Origin of the sequence: Brevibacterium limosum, from assembly GCF_011617705.1 — a bacterium.
Taxonomy (GTDB): Bacteria; Actinomycetota; Actinomycetes; order Actinomycetales; family Brevibacteriaceae; genus Brevibacterium; species Brevibacterium limosum.
In genome coordinates this window covers 3,933,559-3,950,160 of sequence record NZ_CP050154.1, presented here as the reverse complement: position 1 = coordinate 3,950,160, position 16,602 = coordinate 3,933,559, and the positions used below count along the sequence as shown (strand labels likewise).

At 56.0% G+C, this 16,602-nt stretch carries 10 protein-coding genes; 8 read left to right on the top strand and 2 right to left on the bottom strand.

From position 1 onward, the window contains the following. The first annotated feature begins 61 nt into the window (after positions 1-61). From GUY37_RS17635 to GUY37_RS17600, 7 genes are all read left to right on the top strand, one after another. Positions 62-4,780 carry a sacsin N-terminal ATP-binding-like domain-containing protein gene (locus tag GUY37_RS17635; RefSeq protein WP_208094717.1) on the top strand — a complete coding sequence of 1,573 codons (4,719 nt, stop codon included), beginning with the start codon at positions 62-64 and terminating at the stop codon, positions 4,778-4,780. After that, positions 4,780-5,610, top strand: a complete 831-nt coding sequence (locus tag GUY37_RS17630; RefSeq protein WP_166828397.1) for an NERD domain-containing protein/DEAD/DEAH box helicase — start codon at positions 4,780-4,782, stop codon at positions 5,608-5,610. The genes GUY37_RS17635 and GUY37_RS17630 overlap by 1 nt, the downstream gene beginning before the upstream one ends. Before the next feature lie 26 nt (positions 5,611-5,636). Continuing rightward, a protein-coding gene (locus GUY37_RS17620) for an IS3 family transposase (RefSeq protein ID WP_407645371.1) occupies positions 5,637-6,853 on the top strand; the annotation gives its coding sequence in 2 pieces (ribosomal slippage) (positions 5,637-5,895 and positions 5,895-6,853; 1,218 coding nt in all). A gap of 27 nt (positions 6,854-6,880) precedes the next feature. Further along, positions 6,881-7,603, top strand: coding sequence for a DEAD/DEAH box helicase (locus GUY37_RS17615; RefSeq protein ID WP_166828394.1), 723 nt, complete (start codon positions 6,881-6,883; stop codon positions 7,601-7,603). After that, the gene (locus tag GUY37_RS17610) at positions 7,600-10,794 is read left to right on the top strand and encodes a helicase-related protein (protein WP_166828391.1); all 3,195 of its coding nucleotides are present in this window, start codon (positions 7,600-7,602) and stop codon (positions 10,792-10,794) included. The genes GUY37_RS17615 and GUY37_RS17610 overlap by 4 nt, the downstream gene beginning before the upstream one ends. After that, entirely contained in the window at positions 10,724-12,592 is a 1,869-nt protein-coding gene (locus GUY37_RS17605; RefSeq protein ID WP_323127513.1) for a DUF1998 domain-containing protein, read from the top strand. Before GUY37_RS17610 ends, GUY37_RS17605 begins: the two co-directional genes overlap by 71 nt. Positions 12,593-12,730: 138 nt before the next feature. Next, positions 12,731-13,153, top strand: a complete 423-nt coding sequence (locus GUY37_RS17600; RefSeq protein WP_166828385.1) for a very short patch repair endonuclease — start codon at positions 12,731-12,733, stop codon at positions 13,151-13,153. A 216-nt stretch (positions 13,154-13,369) separates the two neighbouring features. Here the strand turns inward: GUY37_RS17600 and GUY37_RS17595 are convergent, their stop codons facing one another. Further along, positions 13,370-14,767 carry an IS1380 family transposase gene (locus GUY37_RS17595; RefSeq protein ID WP_166823159.1) on the bottom strand — a complete coding sequence of 466 codons (1,398 nt, stop codon included), beginning with the start codon at positions 14,765-14,767 and terminating at the stop codon, positions 13,370-13,372. A gap of 102 nt (positions 14,768-14,869) precedes the next feature. After that, positions 14,870-15,913 carry a DUF2891 family protein gene (locus tag GUY37_RS17590; RefSeq protein WP_166828383.1) on the bottom strand — a complete coding sequence of 348 codons (1,044 nt, stop codon included), beginning with the start codon at positions 15,911-15,913 and terminating at the stop codon, positions 14,870-14,872. 130 nt (positions 15,914-16,043) lie between these two features. Between GUY37_RS17590 and GUY37_RS17585 the strand changes: the two genes are divergently transcribed. Then, positions 16,044-16,370, top strand: coding sequence for a CHY zinc finger protein (locus GUY37_RS17585; RefSeq protein ID WP_166828380.1), 327 nt, complete (start codon positions 16,044-16,046; stop codon positions 16,368-16,370). Positions 16,371-16,602: the final 232 nt, after the last annotated feature.

The window sequence follows — 16,602 nt, the reverse complement described above, 5'->3', positions numbered from 1 at the left end:
TCGTTGTGGAAGCGTTGGTGACGTCCGGAACGTATTGTCCGGAGCGAAGGAGTTGTCGCTAGTGACGTATGACCGTGAGGCCTGGGAGCCAGATCCGACGTTAGAAGCCGAGCTTAGTGTTCAGTTCGACAAAACTATCGAATCTTATAAAGTTCATCCTGATCTCGTTTCTGAGCATCGGAATCATGAGGAATCTATTCGCACTGGTGGCTATGCGAATAGAACTCTGCTCGAACTTGTTCAGAATGCTGCTGACGCATTAACTGGAGTTGACGGATCTGGCCTAGATAATAGCGGCCGAGTTGAGATCATCTTGGATACGGAAAATCGGGTACTCTACTGTGCAAACGCTGGGCGCCCATTTTCCAAGAGTGGTCTTACGGCTCTGACTATGGCGCACCTGAGTAGCAAACGAGGAGACGAGATCGGGCGTTTCGGTCTAGGGTTCAAATCGGTGTTGGCTGTTTCAGAGGCCCCACAGGTCCTGAGTCGATCCATATCCTTCGAATTCAACTCCGCAAAGGCGCGAAACGCATTGACTGCCGTATCGACGGCCAAGCAGTTTCCGATATTGCGAACAGCCACGTCGTTGGATGCAAACTCTGAAATTTCTGCCGACCCAATTCTCGCCGAACTCGCTTCTTGGGCGACAACCATCATAAAGCTGCCTGGCGCAGCTAACCTGAATAAGCTCAAAGATGAGATTGAAGGATTTTCGTCGGAGTTCCTATTGTTTGTTGAGGCTGTGCGCGAGATTCGACTTCGAATACTGGGATCGGAGCCGTTCGAGACTAAACATGCATCACGTGCGCTTGGCGAAGGACGGTTTCGAATTGTTCGCCCCGAAGGCGAAGATGACGAATGGTTCGTCAGTAGTGCAATGCATTCTCCGACTGCTAGTGCCCGCCACGAAGTCGGCGAGGCGGTGTCACGCGAACAAGTCAAAGTCAGCGTTGCATTGCCAGCCAGACAATCAAAGCTGCGAGTCGGGCAATTTTGGTCATATTTCAAACTGCAGGATACAACTTCGATCTCAGCATTATTTAATGCTCCATGGAGCATAAATGATGATCGCACGAACCTTCTGGATAATGGTTATAACCGCGAGATTTTTCGTAGTTTAGCGAACCTGTTCGTTCCGCTGCTCAATTCGGTAAGAAGTGCGGATCCGGCGGGGCACCTCGATTACCTTCCCGCTCGTGGACGAGCGCAGGAGAGCCATGGTTTCGCAGATGACGTTCTCGGCGCACATGTGGTGGCATTGGCCGGATCAGGCGAATTTATCCCCGATGCACTGGGAACGCTACGGAATGGCCTGCAGCTGCGGCCCTTGGAATTGGGCGTCAGGTTTGAGGATACTGTTCACGAAGGGTGGTCCGTGTCTCCCAACACTGGAGACGACGTACCGCATTGGCGATGCTACACCAGCAATGTTCGGCAGTCCCGGCTCAGGGATCTGTTTGTCGTTGCAAATCAGCCTGACCTGGATCCGAGCGCTCGAGATGTTCGTAATGCATTGGAGATCATGCCCAAACGGGGGCTTCTCACCTGGTTGCGCGAATGGGCCGAGGGAGACGACCCTCAATCGGCGGCTAACGCTTTGCGAACCGTTATCAGGCACCCAACTTTGGAATCCATTTCCAGTGCCAAGGTATTACCTACGTCTGATGGCATGAAATCCCTTGATGACCGTAGCATCGTATTCCTCCGTGGTCAGGAAGGACTCCGGATTGATGACGCTGTATTCATTGATCCTGACTTCCTTACCGAACCCGGAGTTGAGAAGTTGCTACGGGAACGAGGATTTCGTGACCTTGATCCTGAAGCGATTCTCAATGCTCGGATTGCGATGTTGTCGGTCGAGCCGACAAGCGACGAACTTGAAAATCTATGGGATGCGGCGCTATCAGTCAGTCACGCGACTGCTGTGAAAATGATGGCCGCGTCAACTGCGTCAATTATGGTACCTACCCAAGACGGCGATTGGGCTTGGCCCGGACAGGTTTTGGACTTAGATATTCCACTAAGCGAAGAGTTCGCTGGGGTACTTCTTGACCGTAGACGTTGCCTCCCAAGCGTCGCACATGAACTCGGCGTGGTGCAGCGCCCATCTAATGGGTACTCCATCGACGACGAAACTGAGCGAAACAGTTATCTAGAAACGATAATTGCAGGCATCAACGACCACCTTGGTCCTGGTGAGCGACGCGTCGAACGGGTAGAAGTCTTGCCCGGTGAAGGACCGGGTCCTGTGTCTGTTTTGTTGATGCTCCGTCATGTCGGGGCGTCCGCCGAACAGCGGGCATCGTGGACCATGGGATTGCTTTCCCTTCCAGCGGCCGCATGGACCATGGAAGATCTTGCCACCGGAAGGGTTTATTCGGTTCCGTCACCAGTCGACTGGGCCGTAGGCGAGGCTGGTCTTCTTCCATCAACGCGTGGGTACCGCAAACCGAAAGATGTCGTAGCACCTTCGTTAGTGAAGTTCGGTCCCCTACTTCCGCTGTTTAAGGGTGCACACCACGCTCTGTCGACACTGAACCTGCCAGACGATCTAGAGTCCGTCCCTCCTCATGTTTACCGTGAAATGCTTGAAGGAGAGGTGTTCCCGACTGCGATCGAGAGTGAGATTCTTTCGGAGTTCATTCTCACTGCGTCCCGCATCGGATATACGGAAGATAAGCCAACTTCTATCCCAGCGAAGATCAATCGAACTGTGGAGCCGGTTCCTCCTTCGTCGGTGTACCTGGCCTCTTCTGATGAGGAAGAGGAAATACTTCGTGGACGTTCCCGTCCGTTTTTACGAGTCGAGCCAGACGAGATAGATGCTTTTGTTGATGTAGTCGGATGTCGTCCATTTGCGGACAGTTTTTCGTTCGCCATGGTGGTTGAGGGGCAAAGAGAGTTTCAACGAGTGCTCGACGTCTACACGGGACTTCGCTCTGGCTATGGCGTTCGGTTGGGGACAGCAAAAGTTGCAAGCGCACAACTGATAGCAAAAAGGGTAGTAACTGACGACGGGGTAGAAGACCAGGTCCGCGATTGGTATCTTGACGGACACGATCTGATTGTGCAAAGCGACGCCGATGAAAGGCGGACCCTCCAGTTTGTCAACGAAGCATTTGAATTGGGCCTGGATAACATCCGGCTTTCCGAGGTCTTAGACGCTGGCCTGGAGCATCGGCTCGAATTGCAACGTCAAGAGGCATGCTCGATCGATAATGACGCAGAGCGCCTGGACCTTTACATTGGTCCTGACGATCTAAAAGAAGCTCTACCTACTGGCCTTTGGAGTGCGCTTGAAGCACAGAATTTGGTCTCAGACGAGACGTCAGTAGCAGAACTGTTTCTGACAGTTTACGGCGCTGATTCCCTCCGGATGCTTGAGAGCTTGTTCCGCGAGGCCGGGTTCACCGATGTACCTGAGAGGTGGGCAGGTTTACCTGCTGCTGTTTCGTGGGTGCGGAAAATGGGATTCGGGACTCAGTATGCTGGCCAGCGTAACCGTCAGCTCAGCGGAGAATTTGTCGTTCCTGGAGCAGTTCGGCTGAATAGACTTCATAGTTATCAAAAGAAGATAAGTGAAGATCTTCGTACGGTGCTAACGCAGCCGTCGGATAAGGGGCCCGCACAGAAGGGAATGGTTGAACTTCCGACCGGGGCTGGCAAGACCCGAGTTGCGACGGAAACCGTCCTAAGGCTGTTCGTCGACGAAGTCTACTCGGGAGTTGTCCTTTGGATCGCTCAGTCAGAGGAACTCTGCGAACAGGCTGTTCAGACGTTCGGAGCAGTTTGGCGCTATTTGGGTGACGAGCGTCCATTGACTGTCGGTCGGTTGTGGAGCACCAATACCGTCCTGGAACCAGATACTGAAGCTGCTGTGATTGTCGCAACCGACGCGAAAATTGAGGCGATCATGGGACAGACCGAATACGAGTGGCTGAGGACTCCACAGGCAGTATTCATCGATGAGGCACATCGGGCGGGAGGATCGACCAGATACACGTCCATTCTCCGATGGCTGGGCGTTGGCGGATTGAGTTGGGACCGGCCACTTGTCGGTTTGTCAGCCACACCATTTAAAGGTCGTGCCGATGACCACAGCGGTACCAAGGAGCTTGTCGCACGGTTCGGATCAAATCGACTAGCGCTGCCTGGTGAAGACCCTTATCGGCAGCTCGTGAAGTTGGGGGTCCTGGCCAATGTCAAGCACGAGGTCTTGGACACGGGCATCGAAATCAGTTTGGATAACTCTGAGCAACAATCATTGAAATCGAAGAGGTTGATCGATCGTGCGGTCTATGAACGAATTGGTCGCAACGAACATCGAATGCAGGTTCTGGTAGACCACATTCTACGGACTATCAGCACTCACGCTGATTGGCCCATTCTCGTGTTCACGCCGAGTGTGCTTTCGGCACAGGTATTGGCTGCATCGCTTCGGTATCGGGGAATCGGAGCCCAATCAGTAAGTGGGCAGACCAGCCGTCAGCAGCGCCGTGAGGTCATTAGGCAGTTCCAAGAGGGTGAAATTCAAGTTCTTGCGAATTGTGACCTGCTAGTTCAGGGGTTCGACGCGCCTGGAGTTAGAGCACTATATATCGCTAGGCCGACGTTCAGCCCGGGTGCTTATATTCAGATGGCTGGTCGCGGCCTACGCGGTAAGGAAAACGGGGGCAAAGAGGAATGTCTCATAGTTGACGTGGCCGACAACTGGGGAGCGATGAACGACTTCCTCGGATACCGAGAATACGAAGAGCTCTGGAAGGAGCAGTACTGATGATACTTGTACCTTCTCTGACCGATATCGAGACCTCCTCGAGGAGTGAAGCAGAACGGAGAGTAGCGAGGCTGCTGAAAGAAGTCGACGCAGATGTCGACGCAGTCGCCTTCTACTCCGTCGGTCTTCGATCACATCCGTATAAGCAGCAGGCAGAGGCCGACTTTGTGATCCTTTGGCGTGGAATTGTCATCGTTGTTGAGGTTAAGGGCGGAGGCGTGCGCAAGCATGACGGCGTGTGGTACAGCATTGATCGACGAAAAGACTGGCATAAGTTGCGCACTTCGCCGATGGAACAGGCGAGAACTGCAGCATATGCACTAGCAGACATTCTTCGGGAACAGGGCCTTGGTTGGTATGCCCATGAGGCTCTGGTCATCACTCCGGATATTGGCTCACCTCCGAATGCTGTCGATTGGAATCCGCTCAACTGGATCGCGCACGAGTCAATGACTGTCGAACGAATTACCGCGCGACTTGAAGCACTTGCGGAAAACTCCAGATCGGCACCGCCGAGATCAAAGCTTGCACGATTGTCCGACCTGCGCGCGCGCCTGTTCGGCGAGTTCACTCGCATGCCGGTCGTTGACGCGCAACGTGGCGCAGTGATAGAAGAACAGAATCGAGCGACTTCGGGACAGTCTCGCGTCTTGGCAGCACTGGTTAGAAATGACCGAATGCTCGTTTCGGGAGGAGCCGGAACAGGCAAATCGTTGGTTCTGGTTGAAGCCGCAAAACAAGAGTCGGAGCAAGGACGTTCTGTCTTGGTGACCTTCCGCTCGCCCTCGCTTGCCGACTACTTTTCGCCTTGCGGCCGTATGGTTTTGTGAGACAGGTTTAAGGAGCACTCACAATCGTGACCACCAGCAGGAAGAAGTACACCCAGAAATTCAAGGAAGACGCCGTCGAGCTCTTCCTGACCTCGGACCGACCGATCGTCCAGGTCGCGGAGTCAGTCGGTGTCAAGGCCGGAACGTTGGGCAACTGGATCAAGAAATACCGGGCTGAGCATCCCGAAAAGTTCGCCACTGACGAGCCGGAATCGGTGTCGTGGGCCGATCACCAGGCGGTCGTGGCCGAGAACGCACGCTTGAAGCAGGAGAACGAGTTCCTGGGAAAAGTCAGCGCCTTCTTTGCAGCGAAGCGACAGTAGAGGATGTCTACGAGTTCATTCAGGCAGAGAAGGCCACCTATTCGATCGTGATGATGTGCACGGCTCTCGGCATCGCCCGCGCATCGTTCTACCGTTGGCTCAAGCGCAAGGACGCAGGCCCCACACAACGCGATACACGGCATCACGAACTGGTCGTGGCGGTCAAGGCCAAGGCGAAGGCGACGAAGGGCATGGCCGGGCGGCAGGCGCTGACGGTGCTGCTGAACGATGATGGCATCGCCGTCTCTGAATCCACAGTCGGAGCGATCATGCGCGCCCACGGTCTCCAGGCGAAACGGTTGCGGGCGTTTAAGACCACGACTGTCCAGGACCCGCAGGCGAATACGGCCCATATCGTCAATCACATGCTCGATGCCGACGGCAATCGGGACTTCTCCTCGCAGGTTCCCGGGACGCGACTGTGCGGCGATATCACCTACCTGCGTACGGGTGAGGGGTGGTTGTATCTGGCCACGGTCCTCGACTTGTGCACCGGCATGATCATCGGCTGGTCAATGGCTGATCACATGCGCACGAGCTTGGTCATCGAGGCGATGGAAATGGCTCGCGACCACGGATTCATGCGCTCTGACCAGGCAATATATCACACAGACCGGGGTAGCCAATTCACATCGGCGAGGTTCCAGGCGTGGTGTGCCGGCAACGGGGTCACCCAGTCGATGGGCCAGGTCGGAGTGTGTTGGGACAACGCGGTGGCGGAGAATTTCTTCTCGCATCTGAAGACCGAGTTCTACCACCACGAATCCTTCGGCACGCGGCTAGAGGCCAGGACTGCGGTGATGGAGTACATCGAGGTTTGGTACAACCGTCAGCGCCCGAATGCCAGGGCGGGTTTCCGTGCCCCGGCAGTGGCGTGGGCGAAGTACGAAGGAGTCAGCCAGGAGGACCTGGCCGCGTAAGAATCAACGATCACTTGTCTCAAAAACTTGACGAGCGCACCTCATCTCGGAGACTTAGACGTCGACGTAAAAGCATTTGACGATTTGGGGGCTGCCAGTCGGTATGACGTCGTGTTGGTCGACGAAGCTCAGGACATGATGACGGCTGAGGCCATGGATCGGATCGACGAAGTGATTATCGGAGGTCGAGCGCACGGCCGCTGGCGTATGTTTCTGGACCCGAACAATCAAGCACATATTGACGGAGCCTATGACGCAGACATCGCGGAATTGATTGCTGCAGAAGCGATCACGGTGGACCTTTCACTCAATGTCAGGAACACTCGCGCCATCGTTCATGTTGTGCAGGAATACCTTAATGCAGATGTAGGCGATCCTGGCATTGTGCAAGGCGAGAGAGTGCAATGGCACGACGTTGACGGTTCGCCCGGAGTGGATGACGGAATCGCAATTGCTGCTGAGCTAGTTGCGGACGGGATCCGAAAATCCGATATATGGATCATTAATCCCAGATCAGTCGAACCGCCAGCGATCGAAGGCGGATTCATTGTGACAAGCCCTCGATACTCGAAAGGCCTGGAAAGCGAACACGTCGTCGTGTGCGGTCTGCCGTACAGACTCGACGAAGCGGGCATAGCGGCCTTCTACGTCGCCGCTACCCGAGCCAGGGTCTCGCTTCACATAGTCCTAGGAACAGAAGACAGGAAAGCTCTGAGACATCTGGTGAGGCGGGAGGCTGGACGTCAATGACACTGACCAGCGAGCAGAAATTGGTGCTTCGTCATTTGAAATCGGCCTATGTGGGGCCAGACGGTGGAGAGGACGAGGTGGTCTACAATCCGCCCAACAGGCAATACGCTGTCGGAATGCTATTCCCCGGGCAAGTTGGATCGTCAACTGGCGACGATTCGAGAGAATCAGGCGGGGCTGAGGCAGATGTCAATGGTGAAACTTCCTTTGACGGTGAGGTGGAAGAAGCCGGCGCAGCGGTTCCAATTGCTGAGGACTGGCGGCCATCGTCGGCCGCGATCTCGTTCGTTACTGATTGCGATCGGGTGGTCGGTAAGGTTTCCGGTGCGACTTACTCCGCGGTTGAAGAGGACGGTCCGCCTCGGTGGCGTCGACATCCATTCAACGTCGCTGACCTTGAAATGGGTCCAGAGAATCGTGTGCATAATAAGACAGTTGGTGGCGTCCCGATCGAAGTCGGATCAAGATGGCGGACCTTTGGTGATGCGTACCTGGTCACCGTTCACGTACGCGTCCTAGCGGCAGCAACGGGTGAGATGCGCCTTGACGCGGTGAGAATGCTTTACCAGGTGGCGATGAGCGTCAAAGCTGTGGGAAATGGTGAAATTCGCGAGTACGACCCCAAAGGAAGCATTGTCAGCGATGCCGAAACCGCCGAGTTACGACTGAGGTTTCGCAATAAGAAAGTCTATGCCGTTGGACATGGAATGGCTGCTGACTGGTCGATCGCGAACGAAGAATGTTCAGAGGTTCGGCTCGAACCGGTTCCACATTTTGTAGTTCCCGATGTCGAAACTACTGGGTTCGAAGAGGGGAGCCTGGAAGCGACCGCTCTTGAACTCAGACATCTCGAGACCTTGGACGTTGCTCCCTCTCCCGTGATCGACTCCCTGCGTGCCTTTGTTCAAGCTTTCGGGAGCTGGGTTGAAAGTCAGGACGCTCGCGTCGATCACTTTGGTCCGAATCAGGATGTGGCCGCACGGATCGTCGGCAGGTCGAAGCTGGCCCTAGAACGAATGCGGCTGACTGTTGATCTGCTTGAAGCGGACAGAAGCGGCACACTGCGGAAGGCTTTCTCGCTTGGCATGGCAGCAATGCGCTTGCAGATGAGCCAGGCCGCGTTCAATCGGACTGGTAGAAGAACCGAGCCAGCTTGGAGACCATTCCAACTTGGCTTTCTCCTAGTCGCACTTACATCCACTGTCGACGATACGCACGACGAACGTGAGCTCGTCGACCTCATCTGGTTCCCTACTGGCGGTGGAAAGACTGAGGCTTACCTGGGACTTGCCGCGATCGAAATATTTCGAAGGAGACTAGTCGACGGACCTACGGGGGGTGGGACTGCGGTGCTTACCCGATATACGCTCCGCCTGCTTACTTCTCAGCAGTTCCAGCGGGCAGCGTCGCTGATCTGCGCAATGGAATTGCTTCGTCGTTCTGACCGGATCGGGGATCCGCGAGCACACGGAATGACCCAGTTCACGATTGGACTCTGGGTCGGCAATGAGGTGACACCTGCAACGAGCCGTGATGCCAAGGACGCTCTAGACCGCCTTTGGAAAGCAGGAAGGCCCGAGGAAGCAAATCGATTCCAAGTTGAAAGCTGTCCCTGGTGTGGAGGCCCACTACTTCCAAAGAATCGTTCACCACGACGTTCAGACTATGGAATGAAAATTGAAGGAAAGGACCTGGTGATCCACTGTGTAGATTCGTCGTGTGAATTTGCAGATGAACTTCCGGTCCTCGTCGTCGACGAAATGCTCTATTCGACGCCACCAACGATACTTCTCGCAACGGTGGACAAGTTCGCTCGGCTGCAATTCAAGCCGGAATCAGGAAAACTGCTCGGACTGAACACCCCCTATCGACAACCTTCACTGATTATTCAGGACGAGCTTCATCTGCTGTCGGGGCCGTTAGGTACGACTGTAGCTGTTTTTGACACAGTCATTCAGATGCTGTTGTCGGCAGGAGGAACCAAACCTAAGATCATCGCGTCTACTGCGACAATCCGCGCATCTGATGAACAGGTTCGCGGTCTTTACGGTCGAAACGTAGCCTTGTATCCACCTTCAGGGCTCGACGACGATAGGACATTCTTCTCTCGTCCGCTGGAGAGCGGGGAGGGACGCCTCTATTTGGGACTCATGCCTCAGGCCCTCTCGCAGATGTCAGCAACCGTTTCAGCGGCGGCTCCGCTGATCGAGATTCCGCAAATTCTTCGGAAAGACCCCGAGGGCAAGGTTGGAAATGACGCATATTGGACTGCTGTTATGTACCACAACAGCCTGCGAGAGTTGGGGCGAACAGGCACTCTCGTCGTCGATGACGTAAATGCTCGGCTCGAACCTCGCGCAGAGCGACTGGACCTGGAGCTCAGGAAGGTTCGAGCGGACCGTGTACTTGAACTGACTAGTAGACGCGGCCCGGAGGAATTGCCGAACGATCTGAGAGAACTGCGTCGCACGGTTGACGAATCAGGCGATGCCATTGACGTCGTTCTGTCATCGAACATGTTGTCAGTGGGCATTGATATTTCTCGACTCGCGCTGATGCTCATGATCGGCCAGCCCAAAACGACGTCAGAATACATTCAAGCGACCAGTCGTGTCGGGCGAGGTGATGTTCGCGGCGTAGTAGCGACCCTATTCCGCTCGAACAGGGCTCGAGATAGATCGCATTTCGAAACTTTTCGCAGCTATCATGAAGCGCTCTACAGGAGCGTTGAACCGACAAGCGTCACACCGTGGTCATTAGCATCGAGGGACAGATCACTGGCTGGCGCCATTGTGACTCTGATCCGACATCTTGGGCCGGGCCTATCTACCAATGGTTCCGCAAAGTCATTCGACCTGGAGAACTCGGCGCAACGCACCATAATCGATGCGCTCAAGGACCGATTTATCGAACTCGTCGAAAGAGCCGATCCAGTAGAGGCTCCAGATACGCGTGATCGGATCGATTCGCTGCTTCGAGAGTGGGATAAAAGAGCCAGAGCAGCCCGAGAACTGAATGAAGATCTCTTCTATGACCAGCGCAACAGTGATGACGCCGCACTGTTTAAGAGGTTCGGGCAAAGTGGTGTTGGCTGGTTGGTTGCTGACTCGATGAGGTCCGTTGAACCAAACGTTGCGGTCGAAGTGCGCGAACCGTTTGAGGGAGAAGTCATTGCAACGAATAAAGCATGATCTGAGGCTGTCCGAAACGGTTTCGCCGTTTGGTGTGGGAGCAATCGTAGACATACGAGGCGAATCCCTAATCGCTCCTGACACTTCATGGTGGAACGAGCGCCAGTCCCCCGAGATCCACTGCGAACGTCTCGTCGAACGACTTGGTCCAACAGTTCTCCGGGAGGCTCCGACTCACTCCAATCGGGCGGGTAAGGATACAAATGGACTGTTGTATTGGCGTTTTCCTGAGTGGCGGTTCTGCGAGCGTTGCGCTGCGCTATCTCGTCGGACCGGAAGGAATCGTGGCAAGTGGACTAACAAGTGTGACTGCGGAGGTGCGCTTGTCCCCATGAGATACGTCGCCATCTGCACTAAGGGAAGTCATATACAGGACGTCCCGTGGTTCAAATGGGCGCACCGTGGACATGATGACGGAGTCACGGAGGAAGTGAGATTCTGCCGGGCGTATAAGGAGATACGATTCGTGCGATCGGCAAAGAGCGGAGAGGGGTTGAATTCCCTCCGAATCGTTTGTGATGGCTGCAAGCGTTCGAGGTCGCTCTCCGAACTCGTTTTGAAAGACGCCCTTGCTCGAGACGGTATTCGGTGCGAGGGTGCGCAGCCTTGGCTTGATCGCGATCAGGCATCCGCCTGCGAGCATCCACTCGTCGCCGTTCAACGGGGAGCAACCAGCAACTACATTGCTGAGCGAGTATCCGCTCTCGACATCCCGGAGGAGAAGCCGCAGTCACTTGCAATAGCGGATGCAATACGTGGACATGAGGATTTCCACCGAGTCGTATCAGACAATGGCGGGCCCAAATCCGAGATGATTAGTGGCTGGATCGCTGATGAGGTCGGAACCACTGTAGAGGAGGTCACGCGATTGGCCGCAGAGGGCGACATCCAAGACGATGACATTTTGACCAGCCTCAAAGATGGCGAGTGGGCTGCTTTCCACAAAAAGCTAACCTCTTTAGGGCGCGATCAAAGTGACGACAACTTTGTCGTCGATTCATGGTTGACAGCTTCTGTGCCAGCTTTCCCGACCTCATTGGCTGGGGTGTTGTCGGCCGTCGGCGAGGTCCGGAGAGTGCGAGAAGTCCGTGCGCTAAAGGGTTTTCGTCGTCACAGCGCCGATTCGGAACTGATTCCCGCTGATATGTCTGTAAAGAGCATCCGTAGACAGGTTCTTCCCGCGATCGAGATGTTTGGTGAAGGTATCTTCCTCCAATTCGATGAAGCAAAGCTTGCCGATTGGGAACAGAACACCAACGTCAGGCTGAGAGCTGAGATTCTGAAGAACCGGCGCAATGAGATTGATTGGGCTCAACGGCTTAGTATCCCGGAAGCACGCTTTGTCGCGCTTCACACTATTGCTCACTTGCTGATACGTCGTTTGGCGCACGAATCAGGATATTCGTCTGCTTCTCTTCAAGAACGTATCTATGCGGACTCAAGCAGGCCCGATCGGACTGCGGGCATTTTGATCTACACTGCGTCAGGGGATGCACAAGGAACGATGGGCGGATTGGTTCGACTTGGATCTCCCGAAAAACTCGTTCCTTTACTTCTCGCCGCTCTGGACGATGCCGACGTGTGTTCGAATGACCCAGTTTGCATCGAAAGTGACAGCCAGGGATCGTCGAACTTGAATCTGTCAGCATGCCACGGGTGTTCGTTGGTGAGCGAGACCTCTTGTGAGACTGCGAATCGATTGCTAGATCGACAGTTGGTCCTTGGCGGGCGAGATGTGCCAGGACTTCTGGAGGGAATCCTTGAAGAAGTTCGAGCATCCAGCTCCAGGGGCAAGTAAATTTGGGAACAGTCGCGATCATTCCTACGAAACTGCTGGAGTTCCACTTCACTCTCAGCGCTGTCGGTAGGACCCGATGTTCCTGACGAACTATATGGCTGAGGGGCGAGGGGCACATTCAAGGGGGTATCACCTGCGATGAGTTGGGCATCGTCGGAACATGCCCGTCGCACTATGAAGGCCAATAGGAGGCGGGATACGAAGCCAGAGCTGCTGATTAGAACAGCGTTGCACCAAAAGGGATTGCGTTTTCGTGTTGATTTTCCACCTGTGAAATCAATACGCCGTCGAGCGGATATCGTGCTTACTCGTGCGAGAATTGTGATCTTTGTCGACGGCTGTTTCTGGCATCGGTGCCCTGAACACTTCACCTTGCCCAAGACTAATTCGAAGTTCTGGAAACTCAAAATTCAGCAGAATTGGGATAGAGACAGAGACACAGACTGGAATTTTGAAAGGGCAGACTGGTTAGTCCTGCGTTTCTGGGAACATGAAGATTCAGAAAAAGTAGTCGCTACGATCATTGAGGCATGGCGATCACGACTGAAGGAACTTGGATAATGCTGCCGTTGCTGACCAACTCTCACAGAATATTCGTGAAGACTAGCCTCAATTTTTCACGGTGTGGCTCGCGCCTTGATTCTCGCGCTGTGGAGCGCATTCGTTTCTGATTTTGCCATTCGGGTGTGACGCGGCCACCGTGTGTCGCCACGGTTGGGCGGGGACTCCGACCCCAACTGGTTTCCTCTACTCGAACGAACACGGACACCACGATGGTTATCCCGGCTCGGGCCCTGGCAAGGAACGCAGTCGGTTCAGGCCAGCGACGATGTCTTGCGCGAATCGAGCAGTGTTTTTCACATGCACCACCACCCGACGGGCCGTCCTCGCGATCGTCGCTGGCACTGTATAGATGTGCATACGCAGCTTCTTCGGCTCCCACCGACGAATCTCGTCATCGACGAACGTCAACAGTCCGCTCCAGGCCTGCAGATCCCCGGCGAGAGCGACGATGGCCAACCAGACCCGATTCTGGTCGAAGCCTTTGAGGGGGAAATTGGCCAGCCCGGTGTCTTTGGCGATGCGGATCCGGTCCTCGCACCGTGCCCGGGAGCGGTGCCGGACTTCCAAATCGGCCAACTGCATACCGCGAGTGTTGGTCGCGAACGCGGTCAGCCGGTACCCATCAACGTCATCGAAACGCAATTGCGCACCAGGGTGGGGTCGTTCCCGACGGACGATGACTCGCATCCCGTCCGGCCAATCGTTGAGGTCGAGGACTCCGGTGAGCTCAGCAACGTCGGCACCTTCGCGGGGACGACCGTCGGTGTCGTAGGCCGGCTCCCACGCGTCCAGCTTCATGAGTTGGCGATAGAGATCAGGCATCGTTGCCGGCAGCATCCACCCGACCGAGTACGACAGGCGCCTCCTGGTGAGGAAAGTCAGGAAGCCATGGGTGCCACCGGCGGTATCGGTCCGGATGAGCACCGATTTACCCGGACGCGGCCTGCCGCCGGGAAGACCAGCGAGAACTTCCTTGACCAGCCGAATGTGATCGCTAGCGGTATTCGATCCGGCATTGCCCGGTCGCAGCAGCCCGGCAACGGGTTCGCCGCAACCCGATCGTCCGTGGTCGATGAACGCCAGCAGTGGATGGAATCCAAACCCTTTCTTGTACGTGGGCTTCGCCTCTTCCTTCTCACTGTGGGCGGTGACCAAGGTGGCATCGATATCAACGACCAGCGGAGCCCGAGCATCACTGTCATGGTTCGGTGCCTGAGCCCCGGCCAGTTCCCACACGCGGGCACGAGCAGCTGTCCGAGCGGTGTTGATCGCGGCCAAGGCTTGGTCGGCATCATCGGCGAGAGTGCGGATGAGGCGAGTGATCGTCGGGTTCGATGCCACCGGCCCATAGAGATCGGGCTCGTCGCGGAGGACGGAACTATCGGAGAGTGTGTCACCGCCGAGAGCCAAAGTGATGGCAATGTCGATGAGGATCTTGGCGGGGTCGTGGATGGCGAAGGGTCTCTTCCATGCCGCCAGAGCCTGCTTCAGGTGATGGCCGAGCCCGCTGGTGTGCACGGTTTCGGTGAGCAGCATGCCGCCGGCTTGCCCGAGGGCGTTGCTGGGCGCGGTATCGATGTGCAAGCGAGGATAGGTGCGGGTAGGCTTCACTCTGAGAGTGCTCCTTTTCCAATGGGTTTTTGTTGTCTTCGCAAGCACCATTATCCCTGGTCAGGAGCACTTTTCTTGTGTCAGTCCACCATCCGGTCGATCCTAATCATGAAATCTCGAGGCTAGCGCCTCCCATGCAAAGGTTGCGAGCCAGTGGGAAGACACGTACTCGTCTGAGACAGCAGCCTCGAGGCCCGGAGCCATCAGTGAGTCGACTCGCGTGAGCATGCCTTTGCCCTGAGCTGTGAGCTCGTCGTGGTCTGTCTTCTGGGCGAGCGCCTCCAACTGCGGCGCCAATCGCATGACTGACGAGGCGACAGATAGTCCTAAACCGTAGAGATGGCTCTGCTGACCGTCGGTCGGGTCGAGGACTTTCACGGGAGTAAGCGCCGGCGATTCGGGAGAAAGTTCCGAAAGGAACTCCGGCAGCCATGACGTGAGCTCATCCTCGGTGAGGATCTCAGCCATGAGGTCGGCCTCGCACAAGCCGGGGGAGAGGAAGTCGTGACCGCTGCGCTCCTGAGTGAAGTTCCACGCGACATCCTCGGCGAAGAAGCGACGAGCCGCTCCCGCGATGACGTCGACAACATCATGTCTGTCCGCAGCCCGTGCGCCGAGGAGGATTCGGCGCAGCCCAAACGCGGTATTCGAGTGCACTCCATGCCGTACCGGCGCGGCCACCTTCGGCAGCCACGTCGATGCAAGGTCGAAGACCGTATCCGCGAGCACTTGAGTGTTCGCGCCAAACGCGCGCAACTCCGAAACCTCGCTGGCATTGAGCACTCGGTTGAGCTCGACCGTCCAGGCCCAGCCATACGGCCGCTCCCACGAGGGATTCTCACGGAGGAAGGCAGCCTCGGCGAGCATGTTTTCCTCGCTCAGGTGTGAAGACAGAACGTCGATCGCGCGTTCGCGCCAACCAGCGCCCTGGGCCGCCTCGGTCTCCAGCAGCGACACCAGCAGGTAGTGCATGTGCACGCTCGAATGCCAGTCATAGGAGTTCGCGAACGCCGGGTGCTTCTCCACCGCGGGCACGATGTCGGCCAAACTCCGCGCCAGATGATGGGAGGCGAACGGATACTCACGGGTGATGTTGCTCAGCGCCACCTCGGCGAAAGGGCGAACGTAATCGTCTATCTGCGGCATGGATCCTCATCGGCTCGGGGTCTTCCACTCTACTGGGATGATCACCAGACCAGGTGGCGAACCGCAACGGTTAGGCTGGATCGGACAAGGACTAGCCCCGGTCGCGACGCGCAGGAAGGAAGGGTGAGCAATGACGCGGACCCCCGAAGTATTCGGCCCGACGGTCGATGATCACACTAGGTGCGTCCACTACGCCATCGAACTCGATATCATCGCCATCCGCTTCGCCTGCTGCGACCGCTACTATCCTTGCCACCTTTGCCACTCCGAGACGGCAGATCATCCCGCGCAGCAATGGCCGCAGGACAAGTTCGACCAGCCCGCCATCCTGTGCGGGAACTGTCGGACAGAACTGACAATCGAGACGTACAAATCAGCCGACGGCTGCCCCGAATGCGCTTCCCCCTTCAACCCCCGCTGCGCGGCCCACTCGGCTCTCTACTTCGCCGATCAGTGAAGCAGTCGAAGTGTCAAAGTGTTTGGGCCTAATAACGAGGCACCTCAGTGCCGTCTTAGGCGCTTCTCCTTCGCACGGCGCCACCCAGAGAATAGAAATGTACTCTTTCGATTCCGTTGCCGCCTGGCCGGGGAACACGAGAATATAGTGGAGCGTGAGCTTTCCCTTTGTTTGGTGCGACAGACCCTCAATGCCGCTGGCTCCTGCTATTGCGCCAAGTGCGTTACCCGGA

Bases quoted from the DNA above. Each gene is read 5' to 3' on its own strand.
- GUY37_RS17630 (WP_166828397.1), top strand. From the start codon at position 4,780: ATGATACTTGTACCTTCTCTGACCGATATCGAGACCTCCTCGAGGAGT.
- GUY37_RS17610 (WP_166828391.1), top strand. From the start codon at position 7,600: ATGACACTGACCAGCGAGCAGAAATTGGTGCTTCGTCATTTGAAATCG.
- GUY37_RS17600 (WP_166828385.1), top strand. From the start codon at position 12,731: ATGAGTTGGGCATCGTCGGAACATGCCCGTCGCACTATGAAGGCCAAT.
- GUY37_RS17590 (WP_166828383.1), bottom strand. From the start codon at position 15,913: ATGCCGCAGATAGACGATTACGTTCGCCCTTTCGCCGAGGTGGCGCTG.
- GUY37_RS17585 (WP_166828380.1), top strand. From the start codon at position 16,044: ATGACGCGGACCCCCGAAGTATTCGGCCCGACGGTCGATGATCACACT.